Here is a 23,610-nt window from a genome sequence, read left to right as displayed (position 1 = left end):
ATGACCGAAAGCTCTGACCAGACGAACCCGGGCCGCACCGTTGTGACGCAGATGTCGGCGGTGTACCCGGAGTTGGCAGGCAAGGTCGCAGTGGTGACCGGCGCGGCTCAGGGTATGGGTGCGACCTTCGCCGAAGGGCTGGCAACACGCGGCGTACATGTCGTCGGCGCCGACATCAACGAAGAGCAGATGCTCGCCACGGCCGCACGAATCAATACGGACCTGGAATCGAATGCACTGGCGGACAAGCCGGGTCGCGTCGTCGGAGCTCGGGTCGACGTCACCAAGCCGGACGAGCACGAACTGCTTGCGCAGTTGGCGTTGAAGGAGTTCGGCCGGGTCGATTTCTGGATCAACAATGCGGGTATCTTCCCGTTCGCGCTGGCCGAGGAGATTACCCCGGAGCAGATCGGCGCAACGCTGAGTGTCAATGTCGAAGGAGTGCTCTACGGTGCTCAGGCTGCGGCACGCCACCTCGGTCCCGGCGGCGCCATCGTCAACATGTCCTCGGTATCTGCGCTGCGTGTGCGGAAGGGGCGAGGCGCTTACTGCACGTCGAAAGCTGCCGTCGCGCACCTCACGGAGTCTCTCGCAGTGGAGTTCGGGGACAAGGGTATTCGGGTCAACTCCATTGCGCCCGGCTACATCGACACGGCGATGACGAAGTGGGTTCAAGAAGATCCGATCGCGCTCGCGAACGCACTCGACGCGGTGCCGCTGCATCGTCTGGGCTCGCCCGAAGAGGTCTTCGGCCCGCTGCTGTTCCTGCTCTCGGACAGCGCGCGCTACGTCACCGGGCACAGCATTGCGGTGGACGGTGGTTCGCGGCATGTCTGAGTCCACGAAATATCCCGGCGTCGTTCTCGTTACCGGCGGTGCTGCCGGGATGGGAGCGCATCACGCGCGCACTCTCGCCGCGCGCGGTTCGCATGTCTGCATTGCCGATGTTTCGGATTCATCCGGCGTGGTCGACGACATTGTCTCCGCCGGCGGATCGGCGTCCGCTCATCTTCTAGACGTCACCGATGCCGAGGCCTGGGACCGGGTTGTCGACGAAATTCGCACCACCCGTGGGGAACTCGGGGGACTGGTCAACAACGCCGGCATCTCGCGTCGGCTCGAATTCATGGACACCCCGAACGACATCTGGGAACTGACCATGAAGATCAACCTCTTCGGTCCGTTCTACGGTATGAAGGCGGTGGCGCCGCTGATGCGCGAGAGTGGTGGCGGATCGATCGTCAACATCTCGTCCATCGCCGGTCAGATCGGATACTTCTCTCCGGCTTACTCGTCGAGTAAGTGGGGTTTGACCGGTCTGTCGAAGTCGGCCGCGGGCAACTTCGCGCAGTGGGGGATTCGCGTCAACTCTGTGCACCCGGGACTGGTCGGTACGGCGCTGCTCGGCGGCGCAAACGACTTCGTCGCCGCGTCACTGAAGTCGGTTCCCTTCGGACGCATGGGAACTCTCGACGAGATCACCGAAGCAGTGCTGTTCCTGCTCTCGAACAGTTCGACCTACACCACCGGTACGGAGCTCACCGTCGACGGCGGGTTGGTGTCGAACGGTCTTTACCACCGCATCATCGCGGAGACTGGAGAACTTTCATGACCGAGCACTGGGACGTCGTTGTCATCGGTGGCGGCGGAGCAGGCCTCGCGGCTGCGGTGTCCGCGGCAGAAGAAGGTGCATCCGTTCTGCTGTTCGAGTCCGAAACCGAACTCGGTGGTTCCACTGCGCTCTCGGCCGGAATCTTCACGGCCGCCGGAACAAGCGTGCAGGCCGGACTCGGCGTCGACGACTCGGCGGAGAAGTTCTTCCAGCACTACATGGACCTCAACCAGTGGATGCTCTCACCCGGATTGATTCGTGCGTTCTGCGAAAACGCGGGTCCGACACTGGAATGGCTCATCGGACTCGGCGTCGAGATTCCGGCGGCGATCTCGGGTAACGCTCACCAACCGGGACTCGCCCAGGCCGGCGTCGAGGACGTCTGGCGCGGCCATGTGCCCAAGGATCAGGGATACGGACTGATTCAGGTGCTGGACAAGGCTCGTCGTAAGCACGGGATCGAGGTCATCTTCGGAACACGGGTGCAGAAGCTGATCGAGGAAGACGGTCGGGTTGTCGGTGTTGTCGCCGACGACATCGAGGTACATGCGGGCGCCGTCGTTGTTGCTTCCGGTGGATTCGCGCAAGATCCGGGCTTGGTGGCGCGCCACTTCCCGGACGCGAACAAGGCCGGAGACGCCTTGTTCGTCGTCGCAGCCGAGGGGAGTCGCGGAGACCATCTTCGTTTTGCCGAAAACCTCGGTGCTTCCGTGGCGGGCGACGGCTGGGGTCTGATGCTGCCCACGGTCTACTTCCAGCGATTCCATCACTGGCAGGCCGGTTTTCCGCCGAAGTCGCGGATCTACGTCAACCAGGACGGCCGTCGATTCATGGACGAGGACAGCTCGTACGCCGTCTCGACCGGCATCATCGACCATCAGGGTGGATACGGTTGGATGATCTTCGACGAGAACGCTCGCGTGAATCTGGCTCCGGGATATGCGGATTGGAATCCCGAACGCATCGAGGAAGAAGTTGCCGCCGGTGGCACGATTCGCGCGGATACGATCGAAGACCTCGCAGTGGCTACGGGTGTTCCGGTTGCGACGTTGACGCAAACCCTGCGTCGATGGAACGACCAACTGCCCAGCGGTCACGACGACGACTTCCTCCGTCATCGCACGCTGCGAAACAAGGGTGCCGTCGGCAACCCGGATCCTATTGCGACAGCACCGTTCTATGCCGCGAAAATCCTTCCGGCGGAGCTCGTATGCACGCATGCGGGAATGGAAATCAACACCGATGCGGCCGTGCTCGGCAGCACCGGAGTACCTATCGAGGGTCTGTACGCGGCCGGTGAGGCCGGCGCCGGAATCCTCGGACTGAGATACGTGGGCGGCGGCAATGCAGTTGCCAACGCTTTGACCATGGGCCGCGTAGCGGGACGTAATGCGGCGAATTACACCAGGACCAGCGCTGAGAGCGCACCGGTCCATTCCATCGCGCACTCCTGACGTCCGACGTCTGCGCGGCACCGAATCCAGTCAGTATCCAATCCAGGCAGGGAACAACATGTCAGAGAATGAGACCATGGCGAGAGCCGAATCCACCGAGGGCAGCAGCGTGGCAACCGAACGACAGTCGACGACGAAGGTAATTCGCGCGGCCATCGTCGGTACCGTCGTCGAGTACTACGACTTCGGTATCTACGGATACATGGCCACGACAATCGCCGCGCTGTTCTTCGTTTCCCACGACCCGAACGCAGCACTGCTCGGTACCTTTGCAGCATTTGCCGTGGCCTTCTTCCTACGCGTACCCGGCGGAATCTTCTTCGGCCACATCGGCGACAAGTACGGCCGAAAGAATGCTCTCTCCTGGACCATCCTTCTGATGGTTCTGGCGACAGCAGGCATGGGCTTGCTGCCGACGTACGCCACGTTGGGTGTGTGGGCCACGTCCATCCTCGTTCTGGCTCGTTGCCTGCAGGGCTTCGCGGCCGGCGGTGAACTCGGCGGTGCCAACGCTTTTGTCTCCGAGTCCGCTCCCAAGCGGTGGCGAGCGACGCAGACGTCGATGGTCAATACCGGCACCTACCTGGGTTCGCTGGCTGCTTCGCTCATGGCCCTCGGCCTGACGTCGGTATTCTCGCAAGAGCAGATCCTCGAGTGGGCTTGGCGTATCCCGTTCCTGCTCAGCCTGCTGATCGGCGGCATCGGTATCTGGATCCGTAGCCAGATGGAAGACACTCCTCAGTTCGAGGAGCTGCAGGACAAGGGTGAGACCAAGAAGCTTCCCATCCGTGAGCTGCTCAGTACCTCCGGCGGCAGCGTCGTCAAGATCATCCTGTTGGGCGCACTCATCACCGGTGGCTACTACATCGCCTCGGTGTATGCCGCGACGTACCTGCAGACCACCGGCGGTCACTCGTCGCGCGTTGCCTTCCTTTCCACCTCTCTTGCACTGGTTCTCGGCGTCATCACGTTGCCGATCTCGGGATACATGGCCGACAAGTACGGGCGTCGGCCGGTGCTGTTCGCCGGTAGTGCCGCCGCAGTGGTTCTCGGAATCCCGATGTTCATGATGATGGCCGGTTCTGGTATCTGGCAGGCGGTTGTCGGTCAGTCGGTGCTCTTCATCTGCGTTTCCGTTGTCAACGGTGCTTCGTACGTGACCTATGTCGAAATGCTGAAAGCATCTGTGCGGTACAGCGGTCTGGCCTTGGGCAACAACGTCACCAACATGTTCCTCGGTGGCACCGCGCCCTTCATCGCCACCTATCTCATCAGCCTGACCGGTAACTCTCTCGCCCCGGCCGGATACTTCGTGTTCTGTGCCGTGATCACCCTCGTCACGGTCTTCTTCATCAAGGAGACCAAGGGCGTTGAACTGCAGGTCGATTGATCACCTCGGGAGAACAGGAGACGCGTTGTGTCCCTCGCTGACAAGCAAGAAATCACCGAAGTTCTGTATCGCTACGCTCGGGCCGTCGATCGGAAAGATTTCGACAGCGTAGCCTTCTGCTACTTCGACGACGCGATAGACAACCACGGTGGTTACATCGGAACTGTCGACGGGCTCATCGAAGACATGAAGCTCAGGCACAAGACGATCGACTCGTCGATTCACTGCATTTCCAACATACTGATCGACGTCAACGGCGATGTCGCTCAGTGTGAGTCGTACTGTTTGTGTTTTCTGCGGCAGGAGCGTTCCGGTACGGATTCGGTGCAGACGCTTGCCACGATCAAGTGCCGTTACGTCGACAGGTTCGAAAGGCGCCGTGGTGAGTGGCGAATCGCCGATCGGATCGTCGTGTTCGACGAATCCCGTGAAGACATGATCGAGAACATCCTGCCCACGGACTGGGTGACGCAACGTCGATCCTTCGACGATCCGGTGTACACCAGGACGCCTTGACCAGTAGTGCAGACGAAGGCCTTCACACACGATGTGTGTGAAGGCCTTTCGCCTGTTCACTGGTCGTGTCAGCCCACTGCGTCCGGTGCGGCGACCTCGGTCAAACGGCCGTCCGAGAGCCTGAGCCAGCGTTCGACCTTGACCTCGGCCAGGAATCTCTCGTCGTGGCTGACCACCACGAACGCCCCCTGATATGCATTCAGGGCACTTTCGAGTTGAGCAACGCTCACCAAGTCGAGGTTGTTGGTCGGCTCGTCGAGAAGAAGCAATTGCGGGGCCGGATCGGCGAAGAGAACGCATGCCAACGTAGCCCGCAGCCGTTCACCGCCGGAGAGTGCAGCGACGGGTAGGTGAGCACCCGCACCCCGAAAGAGGAAGCGTGCCAGGATGTTCATGCGTTCCGGGGCCGGAAGGCCTGGAGCCGACAATGCAAAGTTCTCGGCGACGGTGCGTGCGGGGTCGAGTAGGTCGAGCCTCTGCGACAGATATGCCACCCGGCCGTCGGCTCGCTTGACCTCACCGGAAGTCGGCGCAACATCCCCGTTGACGATGCGAAGTAGCGTCGACTTTCCGACGCCGTTCGGCCCGGTCAACGCGATACGCTCCGGTCCTCGAATGGCCAGGTCAATGCCGGGGTCGGCGAAGATCTCACGATCGCCGAACGCGAATTGCATTCGCTCACCAAGGAACACCATGCGTCCGGCGGGTACGTGAGTGCCTGGCAGTTCGAGCGAAATTGTCTGGTCGTCTCGAAGAGCGCGGCCCGCTCTGTCGAGTCGGTCCTTTGCCGCGTCGACCCGGGCGAGGTGTGTCTCGTTCGCCTTGCCGGCCGACTCCTGAGCATTGCGCTTCATGGTCCCCGCAAAGATCTTGGGCAAGCCCGCGTTCCCGAGATTGCGGGCAGCGTTACTTGCGCGTCGTGAAGCGCGTTCTCGGGCCTGCTGCAGTTCGCGCTTCTCGCGTTTGACGTCCTGCTCGGCGTTGCGGATGTTCTTCTCCGCCACCTCGCGAGCCGAGCGTGCCGCAGCTTCGTAGTCGGTGAAATTGCGACCGTAGAAGCTGATCTCGCCGCTGTGAAGTTCGGCGATGCGGTCCATGCGGTCGAGTAGTCCTCGATCATGGCTGACTACCAACAGACAGCCACTCCAGTCGTCGAGAACGTCGTAAAGTCTGCGGCGCGCGTCAAGGTCGAGATTGTTGGTGGGTTCGTCGAGGAGAAGGACATCGGGGCGTCGCAGGAGTTGAGCCACCAGTCCGAGCGAGACGACCTGCCCGCCGCTCAGAGTGTCGAGACGACGATCAAACGTCATGTCACTCAAACCGAGTCGGCCGAGTTGGGCTCGGGTCCGCTCTTCGATGTCCCAGTCGGACCCGATTGTCGTGAAGTGTTCTTCTCGTGTGTCTCCGGATTCGACAGCGTCCAGCGCAGCGAGCGTCGGGGCGATGCCCAAGACCTCGGCAACGGTCAGATCGCCCGTCAGTGGAAGGTCTTGCGGAAGGTATCCGAGAACGCCGTCGACGGACATACTGCCGGCGCGTGGGCGGAGTTGACCGGCGATCAATGTGAGCAGAGTGCTTTTCCCGACGCCGTTCTGGGCAACCAGCCCGGTTCGACCACCGGGCACGGTGAAGGACAATTCGTCGAAGACCGGAGTGTCGTCCGGCCAGGCAAAAGACAGATTCGAGCAAACGATGTAGGTATCGGACATGAATAGACCTCAGGTGTCGTGCGGGCGCGGCAACGCTGCTCCGCAAAAAGTCGGGTAAGTGAACGACAACATGGCCACTACGGCAGCGCTCCGAGGCGTCTGCCGGTGGCCGTCATGCCCGGTTTTATCCGGAGATGTCGAGTTCACCAACCATGTCTGATCCTTTTTGGTCTGTGCGGTTTCATCCGACGATAACAGGAGCCGGTATTTACATACGAGCAATACCGGCGCAGAGAAGTTCGACCAGTCTTCGGTAAACCCGATCCGGGTCGGTGCCGGCCGGTTGGCCCTCTACCGATTCGAGGATGCAGAAACCGTGCAGCGCGCTACGAAGAGACCACGCCGCCTGCTCCGAATCATCCGGGCTCAGACCGTATCCCGCGATCACCTTGTTGATGACGTCTACCACCTCGCCCACGGCGGAGACCAGATCGGGATGCGGAGCAGTGGGGTAGCGGTCGGTGATGGCGTAGAGCCCGGGGTGCACCCGGACGAAGGCACGCCATGCGTCTGCGAGCGCCATGACGGCGTCGTCGCGCGAGAGACCAACCGCGGCGGCACGCAGTTGTTCGGCGAGAAGGTTGCGTGCGAGGAGGCTGAGTTGATGGTGGACGTCGTCGACCCCGTCGACGTGTTTGTACAGGGCTGACTGCCGGACGTCGAGGGTCTCGGCGAGTTGACTCAGTACCAGAGCGTCGGCGCCTTTGCTGTCGACCAGGTCGGCTGCGGCAGCGATCACGCGTTCACGGGTAACCGGAGTTCTCATGCACGCATCTTCCCTGTATGACAGGCTTTGCGTCGGTGATACATTATCACCATGAGTGATGAAGTACCGCCACGCGTGCCGTCCGGCGATCAACTACGCCGTCGTGACCTGCGCGTAGTCGTCACCGGTGCATGCATCCTCGGGTTGACCTCGGTGCTCTATGAACTCTCAGGAGTGTCTCCGTCGACGGGTGCCTTCTTTCGGTGTCTCTATGCGCTCATCCCTCTCGGCATACTCGTGCTCGTTCAGCGTCGTCGGTCATCCCGGCCTTCGATCTCGGCGCCCTGGATCGTGAAGTCTTTGCTTGCCGGCGCGTTCCTCGGAATCGATCTGGTGCTCTGGCACGAGTCGATTCATTCGATCGGGGCAGGTCTTTCGACTGTGATCCTGAATTTGCAAGTGCTGTTCGTCGCAATCCTCGGCTACGTTGTTCTGCGCCAACGGATCGGCCGGGAACTGGTCGCCAGCCTTCCGTTGCTCTTCGTCGGAGTTGCTCTGGTAGCCGGGGCGAGCACAACGCTCACGGGGTCGAATCCTGCTGTCGGAGTGTCGTTTGCCGTGATCGCTGCAGGCGCCTACGCGGTCTACATCTTCCTGATGGGTCTGGCTACTCGGGCGGCGGGTAGAACGGCTCTGCCGATGTTCGTCTCGACGGGAGCCACTGCCCTCACTGCAGGTGCATACGGCCTCGTGAGTGGAACTTTGGATCTGACGCCTTCGCTCGTAGCTCAAGGCTGGCTTGTCCTGCTCGCGTTGGTATCTCAGGTGATCGGGTGGCTCCTGGTGGCAAGCGCCAGTCAGCGTCTGCCTGCCAGTGCAGTCGCCGCCAGCCTGGTGTTGCAATCGGCGTCGGCACTGCTGTTCGGCGCGGTGATGCTTGCGCAGACCCCAACTCTCGTCCAACTTGCAGGTGCCGGAATGATTTTGGCCGGAGTGGTTGTGGCGTCGCGGATACCTGCGAAGAAGTCCTCGACGACTGTAGTCGGAAAACGAATGGAGACAAGCGTATGACACCGGTGGCTGACCACATCTACATCAACGGCGAGATCAGGACCATGGACGGTGCTGTCAGCGATAACGCGACCGCTGTGGCCGTCAAGGACGGCAGATTTGTCGCTCTCGGAACTGATGCCGAGATCTCGGCGCTGACCGATTCCGAAACCTCCGTTGTCGATCTCGCCGGAGCGGTGATTGTTCCGGGGTTCATCGAGACGCACCTTCATCCGATGATGTGGGGTTTGATGCTCAGTGGGGTCGACGCAACGACGAGTGCGTGCCCGACCATCGAGCAGTTGATCACGGCGTTGGCCGCGCGGGCCGCGATCACACCAGTTGGCGAGCCCATAGAAGCGTGGGGCTTCGACGACAGCCTCGTGGCGGAAGATCGAGGTCTGACCGCAGCTGATCTGGACAAGGCATCCACCGAGCATCCGATTCTGGTGCGGCACTTGTCTGCTCACGGGATCTATGTCAACTCGGTCGCACTGGAGAAGGCCGGGATCGATGTCACCACGGTCGATCCGGAGGGTGGTGTCATCGTTCGGGACAGCGCCGGTGTACCCACCGGTGAACTGTGCGAGGTTCCGGCAATGTCTCTGGTGCACGGACTTGTTCCGGATATGAACCCGGATGCGTCCAAGATCGCGATGCTGCGGGCGCAGGAAGTCATGGCTTCGGTGGGCGTGACAAGTTTTCACGACATGTACGTCACAGCCGAGATGTACGAGGCGTACCGACAACTGGACGCTGATGGTGAACTGCGTCTGCGTGCGCGCCTCTACCTCGGCCACGGGGTTCACGATCAATTGGGTGAACTCGCCGATTCGACAGACCGAGTTCGTGTGGGCGGCGTCAAACTCATTTCGGACGGGTCGATTCAGTTGCACACCGCTGCGCTGACCGAGCCGTACCACGATCTGGGCGGATGCCACTGCGGCGGAATGGCAATCCCGGCAGGTGCACTCGGGGTGCTCGTCGCGGAACATCACGCTGCCGGCCGGCAGGTTGCGATTCATACCAACGGTGATCAAGCCATCGATTTTGCACTGGACGCAATTGCAGCGGCACGGACGGCACACCCGGACGTCGAAGTTTCGCATCGACTCGAGCACGTTCAGACGTTGCGGGAAGATCAGATCGTGCGGATGGTCGAACTCGGGGTGGTGGCGTCGATCTTCGTGAACCACGTCTACTACTGGGGCGACCGGCACCGTGATCGGTTCCTCGGACCGGGTCGTGGCGAGCGGATCAGCCCCGTGGCGTCGGTCGTGGCGGCGGGGCTTGCCTACGCGCTGCATTGCGACTGCCCTGTCACTCCCGTGAACCCGCTCTTCACGATGAACACAGCCGTACACCGTGTGACGCGAGAAGGTCATGTTCTGGGTGCAGAGCAACGGGTTTCCGCGTCCGATGCGTTGGCCGGTTACACAAGCGCTGCCGCCCGTCTCACCGGTGAGTCATCGGACAAAGGTCGGATAGCGGTGGGACTTTTGGCGGATTTTGTTGTGCTCGACGGAGATCCGTTGCGGAGCGCTTCTCAGGAATTGAACGAACTGTCGGTCCTGCGCACGGTTGTCGGCGGTGAGACCGTCTTCGAGGTGTAGGTGCTCGTAGTTTTACCTTGGGATTGGGTGCCGGTAGTCAACTCCTTACCGGCTTCGCAACTGTAGACGCACGTGGGCCGGGTAGCGAATTTGCTTCCCGGCCCACAGCTTTGGACGCACCAGGGGGCAGTCGCTATTCGATGGTCGGACAAAGTTATTGGTGGAGTGCTGGTTTCGGAGCGTGCGAGGGTTTGTCATGGCCGTCTGATCCGGCGAGGCGCGGCGATCGATGATGCCCGTGTCCGTGGCGTTCGTGAACGAAATGCAGCACGTGCTCGAAACGGTTCGATCCTTCTGTTTGCTCGAGGGTCGCTGTTCTCGACGAGTTCGTTCGTGAATATCCTCGGACATACCAAGAGTATGTAGAACGTGTTCTCATATCGAGTGGAACGAATCGCCCGTTCGGCGCCAAAGGGTTTTTCGGGAACAAGTTACGAAGCGCAGCTAACTGTTTCTAACAGTACTGGTCAGCGCGCATAATTCACCCGCATGGAGTGTTCGAATTCCTCCTGAACGTTTGACCAGTAAAACCGCCACAAAAGCTGATACGTGTGATAAAAATTGATCCGAAGCGGAGCAGTAGCTATGTATGAGCGAGGGCATGCACAGCGTCACGGTTCGGCTCGCAAGCCTTCTGCAACATGTTCGGCACCGATGGCGGATGTACCTGGATCTGTCGTCTTATCACCCCAATGCCCGGCAACGGGACAGACGAAATGAGTCTTCACATGCCTCGATTTTTCCCGGTCGGGGACGGACGCGAATCCCGTCTCCCCCGGCGCGCCACTGCTGTGTTGGCGGCGCTGCCGGCTGCATTGCTCCTCGCGACCTCGGGTGCGCTGCTTGCTCCCGGTAGCGCCGTGGCTGCCCCGGGCGACGACATCACTGACCAGTGCCTGGAGATGTCCCAGAACGGTGGACCCTGGGTCAAGCCGCCAGCCTTCGGGCCTAATGGAACCGACTACATCCCGATCCCCGGAGATGAGGGCACGCAGATGGCCTTCGACGTCCGCAATGTCTGCGACCTTCCCGCCACGCTCACACTCTTCAGCGAGGGCTGGTCCGTCTCGGGCGGCGGCACCGCGACAGTACGGGGCAAAATCGGCAGCCAGGTCGGCCAGCAATTCGTGATCGGACCGGATGCGAATTCCGCGACTCGGATCGAGTTGGTGAAGACGCCTCTCGCGCAGAACGTCAACGTGATGGTCGGTTTCATGATTGGTATCCCGGCCAGCGAAGTCCTGCAGGGATACGAGATCAACCCCGGCTGGGGTCTGGTCCTGGTGGAGGGCGAGCCTGCTGTGGTCGCTCCCAGTGCTCCGACCGACTTGTCTCTGGGCGCCGCCGAGGTAGAGGCGGGTACACCCGTCAAGGTCTCCGGCAAGGCAGAGCCGAACAGCACCGTCACTGTCACCGGAGGGGGTGCCACCTGCACCGCCACCGCGGATGCGAGTGGGGACTTCAGCTGCAACCTGACTATTACCACACCCGGCAGTCATCCGATCACCGCCACTGCGACAAATGCGGGTGGGACCAGCCCCGCCTCCGCGGGAGTCACGGTCAAGGTCACGGCGAAAACTACCGATCCGGGTGGCAGCAGCAGCGGTTCGCTCGGCAGTAGCACCGGTTCGCTCGGAAGCCTGGACCTCTTCGGAAGCCTCGGCGGATAACCACTCCGGCCCAACCGGCCACTTAGAACTCGCGATGCGAGGGGCGATCTCGACCATCTCCGCGCATCGCCGGCATTCTCGGTCACCGAATTCAATTCGGCGGCTTCATTTCCCATGCCCCTTCCTGGGGCTGTTTCACCGGAGTGCACATCCGCACGGCCCGGGCTCAACCAAGCGCGTCGGATGTCCCGCCGCGAACTGCACAGGAGGAATACCAGATGAACAAGACCACAAAGGGTGCGATCGCCGCAGGTGCGGCTGCCGTTCTGCTTGCAGGCGGTGCCGGAACCATGGCCGCGTGGAACTCGTCCACCAACGGCGGCGCTCCGCAGACGGTTGGCGCAGGTTCGCTGTCGGTCGAGCAGGTCGGCGCCGGCGTGTGGACGTGGGCAAACGGCAGTACCTTCAATCCCGCGAGCGACCTGATTGTGCCCGGTGATGTCGTCACCTACACCGCGAACTACAGCATCGACCTCGTTGGCACGAACCTGAAGGCGAAGTTGACGCCTTCGCTCACGGGGGTCACCGGAGACCTCGTCACGCTGAATCAGCTGACCGTGGCCCCGGCTAGTGGCACCGTGACGACGTACACCGCCGGCCTGGATCAGGCGGCAACGTTCACGACCACCATCACATTCAACGCGGGGGCCGCGGGCGACAACACCGGTCAGACGAAGACCGCCAGCCTCGCCGGCGGCGCGGTCACCCTCGAGCAGACGCTCAACTAAGCCAAAGAAGGTCACGTGAAGACCCAGTACAAATGGGCGATCGCAGCGTCGTCGGTTCTGCTCATCGGGTTCGTCTCGGTGCAGCAGACCGGCGCGCTGTGGCGCGATACCGCAGAATCGACCGGCGGCACTATTCAGGCAGGCATGCTCGATATCTCTGCCGGCGGTGAAGGGGTCAAGCAGTTCAACCTCGATGGGTTCAAGTTGGACAACAAGGGCCCGGGCGACAGCATTCAGATGCCCTTGCCGGTGATCAACTCCGGCAATGTGCAGATGAACTACGTGCTTTCCGATGTTGTACTCAACGGCGCCACCCCACCGCCGCTGAGCCTGCGCGTGGCCAAGGTAGCCAACGAGGCGGCCTGCACCGCCACTGGTGACGTGGGCACTGAGCTCTACAACGGCGCCATGGACGGTGCGGCCTTTTCGGAGCAGCTGGTTCCGGCCGGGCAGATGCAGGTGTTGTGCCTGCGGGCCACGCTGGGCCAGGGCGCGGCAGCGAGCCAACAGTCCAACGCGACGTTCACCTTCGACGCAAGCTCAGTGAGCCAGTCATGACCGTCACCGCGAGAAGCCGGCGCGCGGGCGAACGTGCCGAGTATCGACCCCGGCACAGCGCACACGTGGAAACATCTGAGCGGCAACATGATCCCGAACAAGACTCAGGAGAGAAGACCACCCTCTGGTGGTGGACTCGCACCATCGTCTCGTGGGTGCTGTTGCTGTTGATGATCGGCGTTCTCGCGGTGATGGTCGTTATCCCTCGACTCACCGGCTCCACCGCGTACACGGTTCTCACCGGCTCGATGGAACCGACCATGCCCCCTGGCACGCTCATAGTGGTCAAGCCGACTCCTAACGAGGATCTGACCACCGGGGACGTGATCACGTTCCAGCCCGTCTCCGGCGATCCAGCGGTGGTCACCCACCGCATCGAGGGCATCTACTACACCGGGGAAGGGGAGCGTCGCATCCACACTCGCGGCGACAACAACCCCGTCGCCGACTCGTGGTCGCTGGTGCCCGAGCAGATCCGTGGTCGGGTCATCTACTCGGTGCCGTATCTGGGCCGGGTGAACTCGGTGATCAACGGGCAATCGCGTTCGATTCTCACCACGGGCGTGGCTGCGGGCCTGGCTGTATATGCCGTGTGGATGGTCGTCAGTGGCATCCGCGACAAGCGGGGCAAGGCCGATGACGACGAAAGTGGCACCGACCCGACTCTTTCCGGCCCTGAACTCGGCGCGCCGGTATTGCCCGCCGATCCATCGGCACCAAACTCCGAATCGAAATAGGACAGCAGAATGTCTACAGAACAGAAATCGGGCGGCGGCGCGCGTCTCGGGGCGCGGATGCGAAGCCGTCTGGGCGAGACCGGTTGGATACGTACCCGGGCCGTGCTCTCACTCGGCATGGTCCTGGGCCTCGGAGCGGTCGGCACGATGGCGGCGTGGTCCGACAGCGCTACCGCGACCACCGGCATGTTCAGCACTTCGTCGGTCCAGCTGAAAGTCGACAACCAGCGGCCCGCACACCAATTCACCGAACTCAAGCGCAACAGCATGCTGCCAGGCCAGAGTGAGGCCGGGGCATTGACGGTTCAGAACACCGGAACGGCCGACTTCCAGTGGGCAGTATCGGCAACGGCCACCGGCTCGTCCGCGCTGATCGGGAAGCTCAAGGTTTCTCTACATCAGAGCGGTGCCAACGACGGCAGTACCTGTTCAGGACCGATCATCGGGACGCAGCAAGCGTTCTCCGGCAACCCGACACTCGTCTCCGGCAGATCACTCGCTGCCGGTGTTTCGGAGCAGGTGTGTATCAAGGTGACCGTCGATTCGACCGCAGGTCAGACGGAGCAGTTCAAGATCGCCGATCTGGGCTTCAACTTCACCGCAACGGGGCAGTGATCATCGCGATGGACAGCACCGATGAGGAGGTGACCGTGGGACGCAGTCGCGGCAAGGAAATTGCCCTGAATGTGGCTGCGGTCGCCGGGCTCATCTGCATTATCGCCACTCTCGCGTCCCTGATATTCGGGATCAAACCACTGGTGTTCCGCTCGGGTTCGATGGAACCTGCAATCTCCACCGGTGCGCTGGCGCTGGCGAAGACCGTGCCTGCAACTGAACTCGCTGTCGGCGACGTGATCAGCGTCGACAACGACCAAGGCGTGCGTATCACCCACCGCGTGGTCGAACTCGAATCGGCAGGAGCGGACACCGTGCTCGCCACGCTCAAGGGCGATGCCAACAATGTGGCTGATCGGCTGCCGTACACCATTACCGAGGCAGACCGCGTGTTCGCCAGCGTCGGTGGGCTCGGCTATGTCGTTGCTTGGCTTTCCAGTCCGCTCGCAACTTTCCTCGGCGGCGGATTGGTAGGCGCGGTGCTGGTCATCGCATTTGGACGAACTAAAGACCGGCGTCTGGAGAATGCCCGCGCCGCCACTACAAATGACGCCCGCGTCGATGCTGACGAAACCTGCGGGGAGCTTCAGGAGGCTCATAATGATTGAAATGCGTCGGGCTAGCACCCGCATGAAGTCGCTGCGGTCGTTGATCGCCATCGGCGGCGCTGCTGCAATGGCTTTCGGCCTGGCTCAGACCACCGGGACGTTGGCCAATTCGACTGACGCGGTCAATTCGACCGGCGCACAGGTGGCGACGGGCAACTTCTATCCAACTCCGCTGACCTCGTCAGTGACCTGCGCGACAAACCCTGACCGTTGGTACGACTTGACGGCTAATCGGGCAGAGATCACCTGGGCTGAGGTTCCAGGTGCGACAGGCTATGTGGTCGAGCTTGTCGATCGCGGTAGTGGTGTGGTCCGGCAAGGACCTTTCTCGAAGGCTGCGAATGATCGGAAGATCAGCGGCATCACAGCTGTCAGTCCGCGAGGTGACGGGCTCTATGCCCGGGTGTATACGGTTAATGGCCCGGCGAGATCGTCAGGTTACACAGTTTCGAACAAGGGGATGTCGCACAAAGACGTAGTTTCCAACCGCACAGAGTGCGAAGGTAGTACCGGAACAAACAAGGCCAACCAGGCATGGGAGAACGTCTCCACCTGGAATCCGACGACACCGGCACCCAACGGGGCGAACCCTCTGAGCAGGATGCAGGCCGAAGCGATGGTGCCGAACGAGCCGGATGCGTTGGAGACGACCACTACCCAAGCTCCGTCCACGAGCGAGACCGTCGATCCGACAACGTCCACCGAGCCGACCAGTACAACCGAGGCCACGACCACGACGGCACCGAGCACGACAACTCCGGCACCGACCACCCCGGAAACCACGTCGCCGGAGACCACTCCCTCGGCTGATCCGAAGCCGGTTCTGACGGACACAGTCGAGAGTGGCGGCCTCACCGGCGGCTGGACTGCGGGTGGCAACAAGGTTGCAGTGGTCGACGCCGACGGCAACGAACTCGCAAGTGGCCGTGTCGAATCGGGTTCCACTCTGCACTGGTACGACGGCCAGTTGTGGATTGTCGGGGCAACCGAGGTCTACCGCATCATGGAGTCGCCGCAGGACGGCACGTGGAAGTTCTACAAGGACAGCGGGCAGAACATGCCTGACTTCGGGTAGCGGCTGATCACTCGATATCTCGCCTGTGCCCCCGAGTCTGCGGACCCGGGGGCACAGGCGTGGATCCGCATGCTCTGATCGTGTCGGGTAACAGGTAACCGGCCGGTCGCTGGCTGGTGAGGTTTCGGCGATTCGGGAACGGGATAAGCAACTGCAGGTGGCAACGACGTGTAGAGGTGCCAAGAGTGCTCGTACGGAATTGGTATTCCTTCAGGTCTCGAGCTATCTTACTGCAAAGTAAGTTTGGTGTCGGTGATCGATCGGGGCGATTGCCGACCTGAGTACGAGGACCGATATGCGGTTAAACCTGGGGGCCGTAGTTCGGCGACGTCGTTGGGCGCGCGACGTATTGGCAGCCACGGCGGCATGTGCGCTGGCGATTTCCGCGTTGCTGTCGGTCCAGACATCAGCCTCGGCGTCCGAACTGGACGAGTACGTGAATTTGCCTTTGGTGAATCGGAATGCCGAACACGGTCCGGGCGGTGTCCATCCCGCTTTGCCGACTGATCTCGGCACCTTGCAAGCCCTTGTGGAAGAAGCCCGCGCCAGTGGTCGCAGTCCGGAATCCTATGCGGCCTTGCTGTTTCAGTATCGATTGGTCGCTGCCACGGAAGCCGCCGGAATCGATCTCTCATCGTGGAATCCGCGCGCCGGAGTGTCGGCTAATCGCACGAACCTGGTGAAGTCGTACCGCTTCTACGAGGATCTGCAACTCGGTCACCCGGAATTGCAGTGGGCGGGCATGGGCGGACAGGTAGGCGCAGACTTCGGCGGGGGATTGATCGACTTCGAACTGATGGCGGACGTGTACTCGTTTCCGAATCTGCAGCAGGTTGCCAATTCGATAGTTTCTCAGGTCACGGATCAGGTTGGCGTGCAAGCGCTGAACCAATTGCCGGCAGGGCTGCGCGCACTCGCGGCGGTGGGCAGGAACGTCACTGCGGACGACTTGGATTATGCGCTGGGGATGATCCTGGTGATGCAGAAGAACATCTTCTCGGATCTGATGCCGATGCATCAGGCATACGTGGATGAAGGGCTTCCCGCACTGGAGGAAATGCAGAGTGCCGGACTATTCGGCAAGGATGTCATGGACGCCTGGCGTGATGTCGCGTCCGGCGATCCGGATCGAATTGCACTGGGGAACGCGGCGCTGCTCCAGCGTGAGCAAGGGGTGATCATCCGCGACCAGTGGGATACCGTGCGCGCCTACAAAGGTGATGTGGGAGAAGCGATCACCTACGCATCGACCGTTGCCGGCTCGCCCTCGGTCGCCGGCGTGGTCCCGCCTCGCTCGTTCCGGCCCCTCGAGTTCACGACGACACTTGCCGACGGACGCACCGCGAACGTGACGATGCCACTGCCGGATTGGAACTGGTCGGTGTACGAGGACCGGTGGGACTACATCACCTCACAGCTATTGCCGAAGTACCGAGCGATGGTCGAAGAAGATTGGCCACGGCTCGTAGCCACATTGAGTGTTCCCTACGAAATTCAATTGGAGAGCCACCGCCCGATGATGACCCTCCCACAAACTCTCGAATCGGCCCTCTCCAGTTTGAAAGTGACGGTTCAGTGATGTCGTCGGCCACATTCCGAAGGTTGGCGCCGCTGGTGGCGCTGACCGTTGCGCTGGTCCTGCCAGCAACGGCTGGAGCTGAGGTGCCGGACAGTGATGTCCCGAAAGACGTGCAAACTCCTGTATCCGAGGAGTTTCGGACCGACACCCCAACTCTGGGAGAGGTATTCAACGGGTTCACCGTCGGTGCTCTCAGTTCAGGGGAGTTCGCATCCGAAGAGGAGATCTTCACTGCACTCACCGCCGATGATCCGTTTTACGACGAGCCGGTGTTGACCGGCGCCGAGCGTCCCGGTGATCTCCTGAAGTCGAAGAAGGTGGATGTACTGTTCACCGGATACAAACCGGGACAGCTCGACGCCTACAAGATCATGTATGTCACAACCGGAATCGACGGTTCGACGCCGGTAGTGAGCACTGGAATCATGATGATCCCGATCGACGGAACGCCGGCGTCGGAGAAGAAGATCATCAGCTATCAGGAGGCCAACGACAGCGTCGGCGGCTACTGTCATCCGAGTTCACACTGGACCGGCGGCGATCCGCTGGACGGCGCCTCCTGGTCGGCCTTGGGTCCACTGGCGCTGATGTTCGGAAAAGGCTATGCCGTAGTGATTTCCGACGTCGGGAACAACGGAGACCGTGATCCCCACGGTGTCTTCGCGGGTAAGTTCGCCGGGCACGCCCAGTTGGATGCAGTGCGCGCAGCATTTCAGCTGCAGGATTCCGAGCTGAATCCGGAGGCGGAGATTGCGTTGTTCGGAATCGCTGGTGGTGGAGTCGGTTCGGCATTCGCCGCAGAATCTGCGCAGTCCTACGCGCCGGAACTCGATATCGTCTCGACAGTCCTCGAGGGCATGGTGATCAAGCCCCGAACATTCATGGAGACAACAGATTCCTCGGTCGGCGCGGGCTTCGGATTTGCGACGCTCCTCGGTCTCGAACCGTGGTATCCCGAGATGAAGTTGAACGACAAGCTCAATCCCGTGGGCCGAGTGATTGCCGACGTGTACCGGGGTGAGTGCCAGATGCCGGCGTACTTCACGCTTCCGTTCGTACCGTTGGCAAGCCTTTTCGCGCCGGGAATCGATCCGATCACAGAACCCAGCTTCCAGCGTGCGTACGACGACAACGTATTGGGCCACGGCGCTCCGGCGTCGAAGGTATTGATAACTTCGTGCGCAAAGGACGACTCCCCGATGTCACTTGTACCGGCAGCTGATGCGCGAGAACTGGCGGACACGTACAGAAGCCGAGGGACGGACGTGAGCTATCAGCCCACCGACTGCAGTATGGATCGCGCATTCGCGGATCCATACGGTTGGGGGACAGACCTGTTCGGAATGCAGACAATCGATTGGATTGCCCACAATTTCGACAACTGAGTGAAACTATCCGGTGACAGCGAGACGCAAACTCTGATGGCGGCGTACGAACATGCTGGGGACCCAACGTGGCGGGAATTCGGAATCGACTGTGACATGCGAACTGTTTTCGAGAAGTACACCGATGGCGGTCTTTGCTTCCAGTCTGGCCAGCGCGGCCCCGACACAGAAATGTGCTCCCTTGCCGAAGGCGAAATGCGCTCGGAGATTGGCCCGGTCGAGGTTCATCGCGTGTGGCTCGGCGAACGACTCCGGGTCGCGGTTCGCCGAGCCCCACAGCAGTATGAGATGACTGCCGGCGGGGAGCGCCACACCGCCGAGTGTTGTGTCCGCATTAACATGTCGGTGGTGTCCGCGAAAAGGCGACTCGAGTCTGAGCGTCTCCTCCAGGAATGCGCTCACGAGTAGAGGGTCCTCGCGCAGCTGCGTCTGTATCTCGGTGCGCTCGGCGAGTAGCCGTGCAGAGTTGGCGATCAGTCCGGCGGTTGATTCGCCACCCGCACCGACGAGTTGCACCAGCATCAGCACGGCCACGTCTTCGCTGAGTTCGCCTGCGTCACAGCAGTGGACGAGGTCTCCGAGTAGATCGTCGACCGGGTTTGTCCGCGCCTCACGAAACTTGCCGTAGAGGTACCCGGTGAGCTCGGCCGCCGAGGTGACGACGTCTGTCAACCGTTCCGCCGTCACGATGCCGCTGAGAAGTTCGGTGCTGTCGTAAGACCACGCCAGCAATTGGGGGACGTCGTGTGCCGGCAGGCCGATCAGTGTGGCAAACATCTGCAGCGGCAGTGTGTCCGCTACCGACGTGACCCATTCGATCTGTCGACCGTCGAAGCCGTTGTCCCACAACTGCTGCGTGTACTCGAGCATCGTCGGCTCGAGTGCTCGTATGCGTTTGGCGACCAGTGTCGGCAGGACAAGTTTGCGATGGTGCTGATGGTCGGGTTCGTCGGCGGTCGCGAGGACATGAACGGCTTGCCCGCCGCCGTTCATGTCGAACGTCACGGCCGATCCGTCCGGTGTTCGAACCAGTACGCCGGTGAGGTTGGAGGAGAAGTCCTCGGTACGGGAAACGGCTTCGGTGACAAGTTCCCACGTCGACACCAGATAGAAGTCGGTATCGGGTATTCGATACACGGGGTGCTCGCGCCGGAGTACGTCGTAGAGCGGGTAAGAGTCGTCGATATTCGACGGGAGGAAGGGGTTGATGTCCAGCGTCGGTGGTGTCACGAATGGAAGATTTCACGGCCGTCGAGGAGAAGTCAACAGGTGGGAAATGCCTCTGAACTGGCATTTTGAGAAAATCTCACGCACTTCAACCCCCTCGTACTTCTCCCAGGTCAGAGGCTCGCGGCCTTCCGTAGCGTTGAGATTTCTGATTCAATCTGTCTCGAGATGAGACGAGGTGACGGAGAGTGACCGGTGTGAACGAGCGCCGCGCCGCCGACTGGTTGGCCGGCGGTAACCGCCGTGAACTCGCAACCGAGCGCATCTTCGCGGCTGCAGCAGAGCTGATTCGAGAACAGGGATTCGATCGGTTCAGTGCCGACGACGTCGCTTCGCGCGCAGGCTGTTCGCGGGCGACGCTCTACCGCTACGTGGGTGGCAAGTCCGCGATCCGTGAGGGGTTGTTGTCGCGAGGTGCGGCGTCCGTGGCGAGCCAGGTTGCGGCTGCCGTCGAATCACTGCGCGGCGACGAGCGGATCGTGGAGTCGATCCTCGTCGCCGTCGACGCGATCAGAGCCGACGCCGCCATGAGCCATGGCCTTGCGGCGGCGCGGGCCAACGGTATCGACGAGTATCTCGTGTCTTCTCCGTTGCTACCGCGTACTGCACTCGAACTTGCTGGATTGGATCCCGAAGGTCAACAGTCGCAGTGGGTGGTTCGGATCGTGTTGATGCTGTTGGCGTGGCCACTGGCCGACAGGGCAGACGAACGACGGATGGTCGAGTCGTTCGTCAGCTCCTGAGGCTGCCGCGTCAGCGAGTGCCCACGGGTCTGTCGCCGACTATCGAGATTCGATCCATCACTCTGCGGGCGGGGAAGTAGTCGCTGGCCGCGTAGTGCTGACAAGTTCGGTTGTCCCAGAATGCAATCGTATTCGTCCGCCACTTGAGTCGTACTTGGAACTCGGGACGATGTACGTGTCGGTAGAGCAGGGTGAGTAGCTCGTCGGACTCGGCTTCGGACACCCCGACGATCCTCTGGGTGAAGCTGAGATTGACGAAGAGAACCTTTCGGCCGGTCTCGGGAATCACTCTCACCACCGGATGTCGAACCGCCGGGAACTGTGGACGCAACTTCGCCACCGTCGACGGATCCATGTGCTTGCCGAACGAATTGATCCAATCATGCTCGGCAACAAGCTGGTCGATGCGTTCTTTGATGCCCTCTGGGAGTAGCTCGTATGCCGCTCCGGTATCGGCCCACAAGGTATCGCCTCCGACCGGGGGTACCTCGACTGCGCGCAATACCGCTGCGAACGAGGGGAATTCGTGCCAACTGACGTCGTTGTGCCAGTTGTTCTCGACCCCGCCGGTCATCGCATCTTTTGCAAGTGTGACTATGTCGGCTTCGCTTTGACCGGGTTGGGTGTACTTGAAAAACGGATGCTGTTCCAGTGAGCCCCATCGACTCGCGAAATCTCGGTGTTCGCTGCGATCGATAGTTTGATCGCGGAAGAAGAGTACTTTCCATTCGAGTAGCGCTCGGCGAAGTTCCGACATCGTCTCATCCGAGAGTTGGCCGCTCAGTTGGATTCCCGAGATTTCTGCACCGATGGTAGGCGTCGTCGGAGTGAGTGTGAAACGAGTGTACGGCAACACTTCGAATCCCTCCGCGGTGCGAGAGGCCACGAGCGGCCCGTAGGCGGCGAGTGGATCGGTTGCTATCGGATAGATCTGTCCGCTCACGAATGCCGTCATGTCCGTCATCCTTACTCGTTCGGGTGGGGTCTTACGCCACGGTAAGGCAATATCCTTAAATGTGTCAAGGGTGATTGAAAAGCATGGTTGCATTATTGAGAATTAACTTTATGATCTGAATCTGATGGTCTGCGGCAGATTCGATGGTTCGAAACACTGATCCGTTGAACACTAATCCTAGGAGTGGACGAGCATGGAAACACGTGTCGAGTACACGGAACTATTCATCGGCGGTGAATGGGTGACGCCGTCCGGTAGTGGAGTCATCGAGGTGATGTCGCCGCACACGGAGCGCGTGATCGGTTCGGTCCCAGCGGCGTCGACGGCGGACGTCGACCGCGCAGTGGAGATCGCGAGGGTGGCATTCGATTCCGGGGAGTGGACACAGACACCTCTTGCTGATCGCATCGCGGTCGTCACTCGCATCAAGGACGCGATCCTCGCCAGGAGTGAGGAATTCGCAGCGCTGATCTCGCGGCAGAACGGTGCTCCGGCCAGTTCGGCGATACGCACCCAGGTGTTGGGAGCCGTTGCGGCCTACGGCGCGGCGTGTGCCGTTGCGGCGCAGTTCCCGTTCGAAGAGTCGCGTGCGGGCGTCGGCGGCCCGATGTTGATCCGTCACGAACCGGTGGGTGTCGTGGCCGCAATCGTTCCGTGGAACGTGCCACAGTTGGTGATCGCTGCGAAACTTGCTCCGGCACTCTTGAGTGGATGCGCGGTGATCTTGAAACCGGCTCCGGAGACACCGCTCGATTCGAACTTGCTGGCCGAGATCTGTTCACAGGCAGGGCTTCCAAAGGGAGTGCTGACCGTCTTGCCTGCCGAACGAGACGTGAGCGCTTATCTGGTTGCCCACCCCGGAATCGACAAGGTGGCCTTCACCGGTTCGGTGGCAGCAGGTAAGGCGATCATGACCGCTGCGGCGGCGAATCTCACGCGGGTGACCCTCGAACTCGGTGGCAAGTCGGCTGCGATAGTCCTCGAAGACGCAGATGTCGATCAGGCGCTGCCCAATATCTTGGCCGGATCGTTCGCCAACAGCGGTCAAGCCTGCGTCGCGCTGACGCGTATTTTGTTGCCGGTCAGCAGGTATGACGAGATCGCGGAGAAGTTCGCTGCCGCAGTCGCGGCGATGAAGGTCGGCGATCCTACCGATCCGGCGACTGTGATCGGCCCGATGACAAGTGCGGCGCAGCAGCGACGAGTGCTCGACTATGTCGGAATCGGCGAGGCAGAGGGTGCGAAGATCTTGACGGGAGGGTCTGTTCCGGAGGGGCTTTCGACGGGCTGGTACGTCGAACCCACGGTCTTCGGCAACGTCGACAACTCCATGCGGATTGCTCGCGAGGAAATCTTCGGGCCGGTCGTCTGCCTGATTCCTTTCGAAGACGAAGCCCACGCAATCGCGATTGCCAACGATTCCGATCTAGGACTCTCCGGAGCAGTCTGGACCGCGGACACTGAGCACGGCGTCGAGGTGGCACGGCAGATTCGCACCGGCACCTTCTCGGTCAACTGCCAACGATTCGACGTCGTTGGTCCCTTCGGCGGTTACAAGAATTCGGGAGTGGGGCGCGAATTCGGCCCGGAAGGTCTGGCAGCGTACCTCGAAGCCAAGAGCATCTTCCTCCCTGCTTGATCAGGCGAAATCACAAAGATTCAGCCCCACTTCGATTGTCG

The 23,610-nt window shown here is 61.2% G+C and carries 22 protein-coding genes; 18 read left to right on the top strand and 4 right to left on the bottom strand.

All coding sequences use genetic code 11. From position 1 onward, the window contains the following. The 5 genes from FEZ59_RS09605 to FEZ59_RS09585 all read left to right on the top strand — a co-directional run bounded on the left by FEZ59_RS09605 (position 1) and on the right by FEZ59_RS09585 (position 4,972). On the top strand, positions 1–837 hold the full coding sequence (locus FEZ59_RS09605) for an SDR family oxidoreductase (protein WP_007731420.1): 837 nt from the start codon (positions 1–3) through the stop codon (positions 835–837). Further along, a complete protein-coding gene (locus FEZ59_RS09600) occupies positions 830–1,612 on the top strand; it encodes an SDR family oxidoreductase (RefSeq protein WP_020909036.1) in 783 nt (260 codons plus the stop codon). Before FEZ59_RS09605 ends, FEZ59_RS09600 begins: the two co-directional genes overlap by 8 nt. Continuing rightward, positions 1,609–3,066 carry an FAD-dependent oxidoreductase gene (locus FEZ59_RS09595; RefSeq protein ID WP_020909035.1) on the top strand — a complete coding sequence of 486 codons (1,458 nt, stop codon included), beginning with the start codon at positions 1,609–1,611 and terminating at the stop codon, positions 3,064–3,066. Before FEZ59_RS09600 ends, FEZ59_RS09595 begins: the two co-directional genes overlap by 4 nt. Before the next feature lie 76 nt (positions 3,067–3,142). Further along, positions 3,143–4,456, top strand: coding sequence for an MFS transporter (locus FEZ59_RS09590; protein ID WP_007731424.1), 1,314 nt, complete (start codon positions 3,143–3,145; stop codon positions 4,454–4,456). A 27-nt stretch (positions 4,457–4,483) separates the two neighbouring features. Next, positions 4,484–4,972, top strand: a complete 489-nt coding sequence (locus tag FEZ59_RS09585; protein WP_141488412.1) for a nuclear transport factor 2 family protein — start codon at positions 4,484–4,486, stop codon at positions 4,970–4,972. Positions 4,973–5,040: 68 nt separating this feature from the next. Here FEZ59_RS09585 and FEZ59_RS09580 read toward each other — a convergent pair whose 3' ends face one another. Continuing rightward, positions 5,041–6,681 (bottom strand): ABC-F family ATP-binding cassette domain-containing protein, encoded by a 1,641-nt coding sequence (locus FEZ59_RS09580; protein ID WP_172932576.1) that lies wholly within the window; start codon positions 6,679–6,681, stop codon positions 5,041–5,043. Between the two features lie 208 nt (positions 6,682–6,889). Beyond that, complete coding sequence (locus tag FEZ59_RS09575) at positions 6,890–7,447, bottom strand: TetR-like C-terminal domain-containing protein (protein WP_003940110.1); 558 nt, start codon at positions 7,445–7,447, stop codon at positions 6,890–6,892. Positions 7,448–7,498: 51 nt separating this feature from the next. On the opposite strand from FEZ59_RS09575, the gene FEZ59_RS09570 reads away from it, so the two are divergent. From FEZ59_RS09570 to FEZ59_RS09520, 11 genes are all read left to right on the top strand, one after another. Further along, complete coding sequence (locus tag FEZ59_RS09570) at positions 7,499–8,458, top strand: DMT family transporter (RefSeq protein WP_172932575.1); 960 nt, start codon at positions 7,499–7,501, stop codon at positions 8,456–8,458. Then, positions 8,455–10,050, top strand: coding sequence for an amidohydrolase (locus tag FEZ59_RS09565; RefSeq protein ID WP_019745199.1), 1,596 nt, complete (start codon positions 8,455–8,457; stop codon positions 10,048–10,050). The genes FEZ59_RS09570 and FEZ59_RS09565 overlap by 4 nt, the downstream gene beginning before the upstream one ends. Positions 10,051–10,778: 728 nt before the next feature. Next, positions 10,779–11,720: an Ig-like domain-containing protein gene (locus FEZ59_RS09560; protein WP_037133753.1), complete on the top strand. Its 942-nt coding sequence runs from the start codon at positions 10,779–10,781 to the stop codon at positions 11,718–11,720. A 218-nt stretch (positions 11,721–11,938) separates the two neighbouring features. Further along, positions 11,939–12,448 (top strand): alternate-type signal peptide domain-containing protein, encoded by a 510-nt coding sequence (locus FEZ59_RS09555; protein WP_020909027.1) that lies wholly within the window; start codon positions 11,939–11,941, stop codon positions 12,446–12,448. 15 nt (positions 12,449–12,463) lie between these two features. Next, positions 12,464–13,006 (top strand): hypothetical protein, encoded by a 543-nt coding sequence (locus tag FEZ59_RS09550; protein ID WP_019745195.1) that lies wholly within the window; start codon positions 12,464–12,466, stop codon positions 13,004–13,006. A gap of 65 nt (positions 13,007–13,071) precedes the next feature. Further along, complete coding sequence (locus FEZ59_RS09545) at positions 13,072–13,743, top strand: signal peptidase I (RefSeq protein WP_223257981.1); 672 nt, start codon at positions 13,072–13,074, stop codon at positions 13,741–13,743. Positions 13,744–13,752: 9 nt separating this feature from the next. Continuing rightward, the gene (locus tag FEZ59_RS09540) at positions 13,753–14,358 is read left to right on the top strand and encodes a SipW-dependent-type signal peptide-containing protein (RefSeq protein WP_019745193.1); all 606 of its coding nucleotides are present in this window, start codon (positions 13,753–13,755) and stop codon (positions 14,356–14,358) included. Positions 14,359–14,366: 8 nt separating this feature from the next. Next, the gene (locus FEZ59_RS09535) at positions 14,367–14,966 is read left to right on the top strand and encodes a signal peptidase I (protein WP_020909024.1); all 600 of its coding nucleotides are present in this window, start codon (positions 14,367–14,369) and stop codon (positions 14,964–14,966) included. 1 nt (position 14,967) lies between these two features. Beyond that, positions 14,968–16,041 (top strand): hypothetical protein, encoded by a 1,074-nt coding sequence (locus FEZ59_RS09530; RefSeq protein ID WP_242459768.1) that lies wholly within the window; start codon positions 14,968–14,970, stop codon positions 16,039–16,041. 295 nt (positions 16,042–16,336) lie between these two features. Beyond that, positions 16,337–17,620: a hypothetical protein gene (locus tag FEZ59_RS09525; RefSeq protein ID WP_019745190.1), complete on the top strand. Its 1,284-nt coding sequence runs from the start codon at positions 16,337–16,339 to the stop codon at positions 17,618–17,620. Continuing rightward, complete coding sequence (locus FEZ59_RS09520; protein ID WP_019745189.1) at positions 17,617–19,005, top strand: lipase family protein; 1,389 nt, start codon at positions 17,617–17,619, stop codon at positions 19,003–19,005. The genes FEZ59_RS09525 and FEZ59_RS09520 overlap by 4 nt, the downstream gene beginning before the upstream one ends. A gap of 6 nt (positions 19,006–19,011) precedes the next feature. On the opposite strand, the gene FEZ59_RS09515 is transcribed toward FEZ59_RS09520, so the two are convergent. Next, positions 19,012–20,235, bottom strand: coding sequence for a cytochrome P450 (locus FEZ59_RS09515; RefSeq protein WP_172932574.1), 1,224 nt, complete (start codon positions 20,233–20,235; stop codon positions 19,012–19,014). A 185-nt stretch (positions 20,236–20,420) separates the two neighbouring features. On the opposite strand from FEZ59_RS09515, the gene FEZ59_RS09510 reads away from it, so the two are divergent. After that, a complete protein-coding gene (locus tag FEZ59_RS09510; protein ID WP_019745187.1) occupies positions 20,421–20,975 on the top strand; it encodes a helix-turn-helix domain-containing protein in 555 nt (184 codons plus the stop codon). 10 nt (positions 20,976–20,985) lie between these two features. Here the strand turns inward: FEZ59_RS09510 and FEZ59_RS09505 are convergent, their stop codons facing one another. Then, the gene (locus tag FEZ59_RS09505; RefSeq protein ID WP_081098297.1) at positions 20,986–21,939 is read right to left on the bottom strand and encodes a TauD/TfdA family dioxygenase; all 954 of its coding nucleotides are present in this window, start codon (positions 21,937–21,939) and stop codon (positions 20,986–20,988) included. Between the two features lie 184 nt (positions 21,940–22,123). Between FEZ59_RS09505 and FEZ59_RS09500 the strand changes: the two genes are divergently transcribed. Further along, on the top strand, positions 22,124–23,569 hold the full coding sequence (locus tag FEZ59_RS09500) for an aldehyde dehydrogenase (RefSeq protein WP_172932573.1): 1,446 nt from the start codon (positions 22,124–22,126) through the stop codon (positions 23,567–23,569). Positions 23,570–23,610 lie beyond the last annotated feature (41 nt).

The organism is Rhodococcus sp. MS13 (assembly GCF_013277835.1).
In the GTDB taxonomy this organism is placed as follows: Bacteria; Actinomycetota; Actinomycetes; order Mycobacteriales; family Mycobacteriaceae; genus Rhodococcus_F; species Rhodococcus_F erythropolis.
This window is presented reverse-complemented; position numbering and strand designations above follow the sequence as displayed.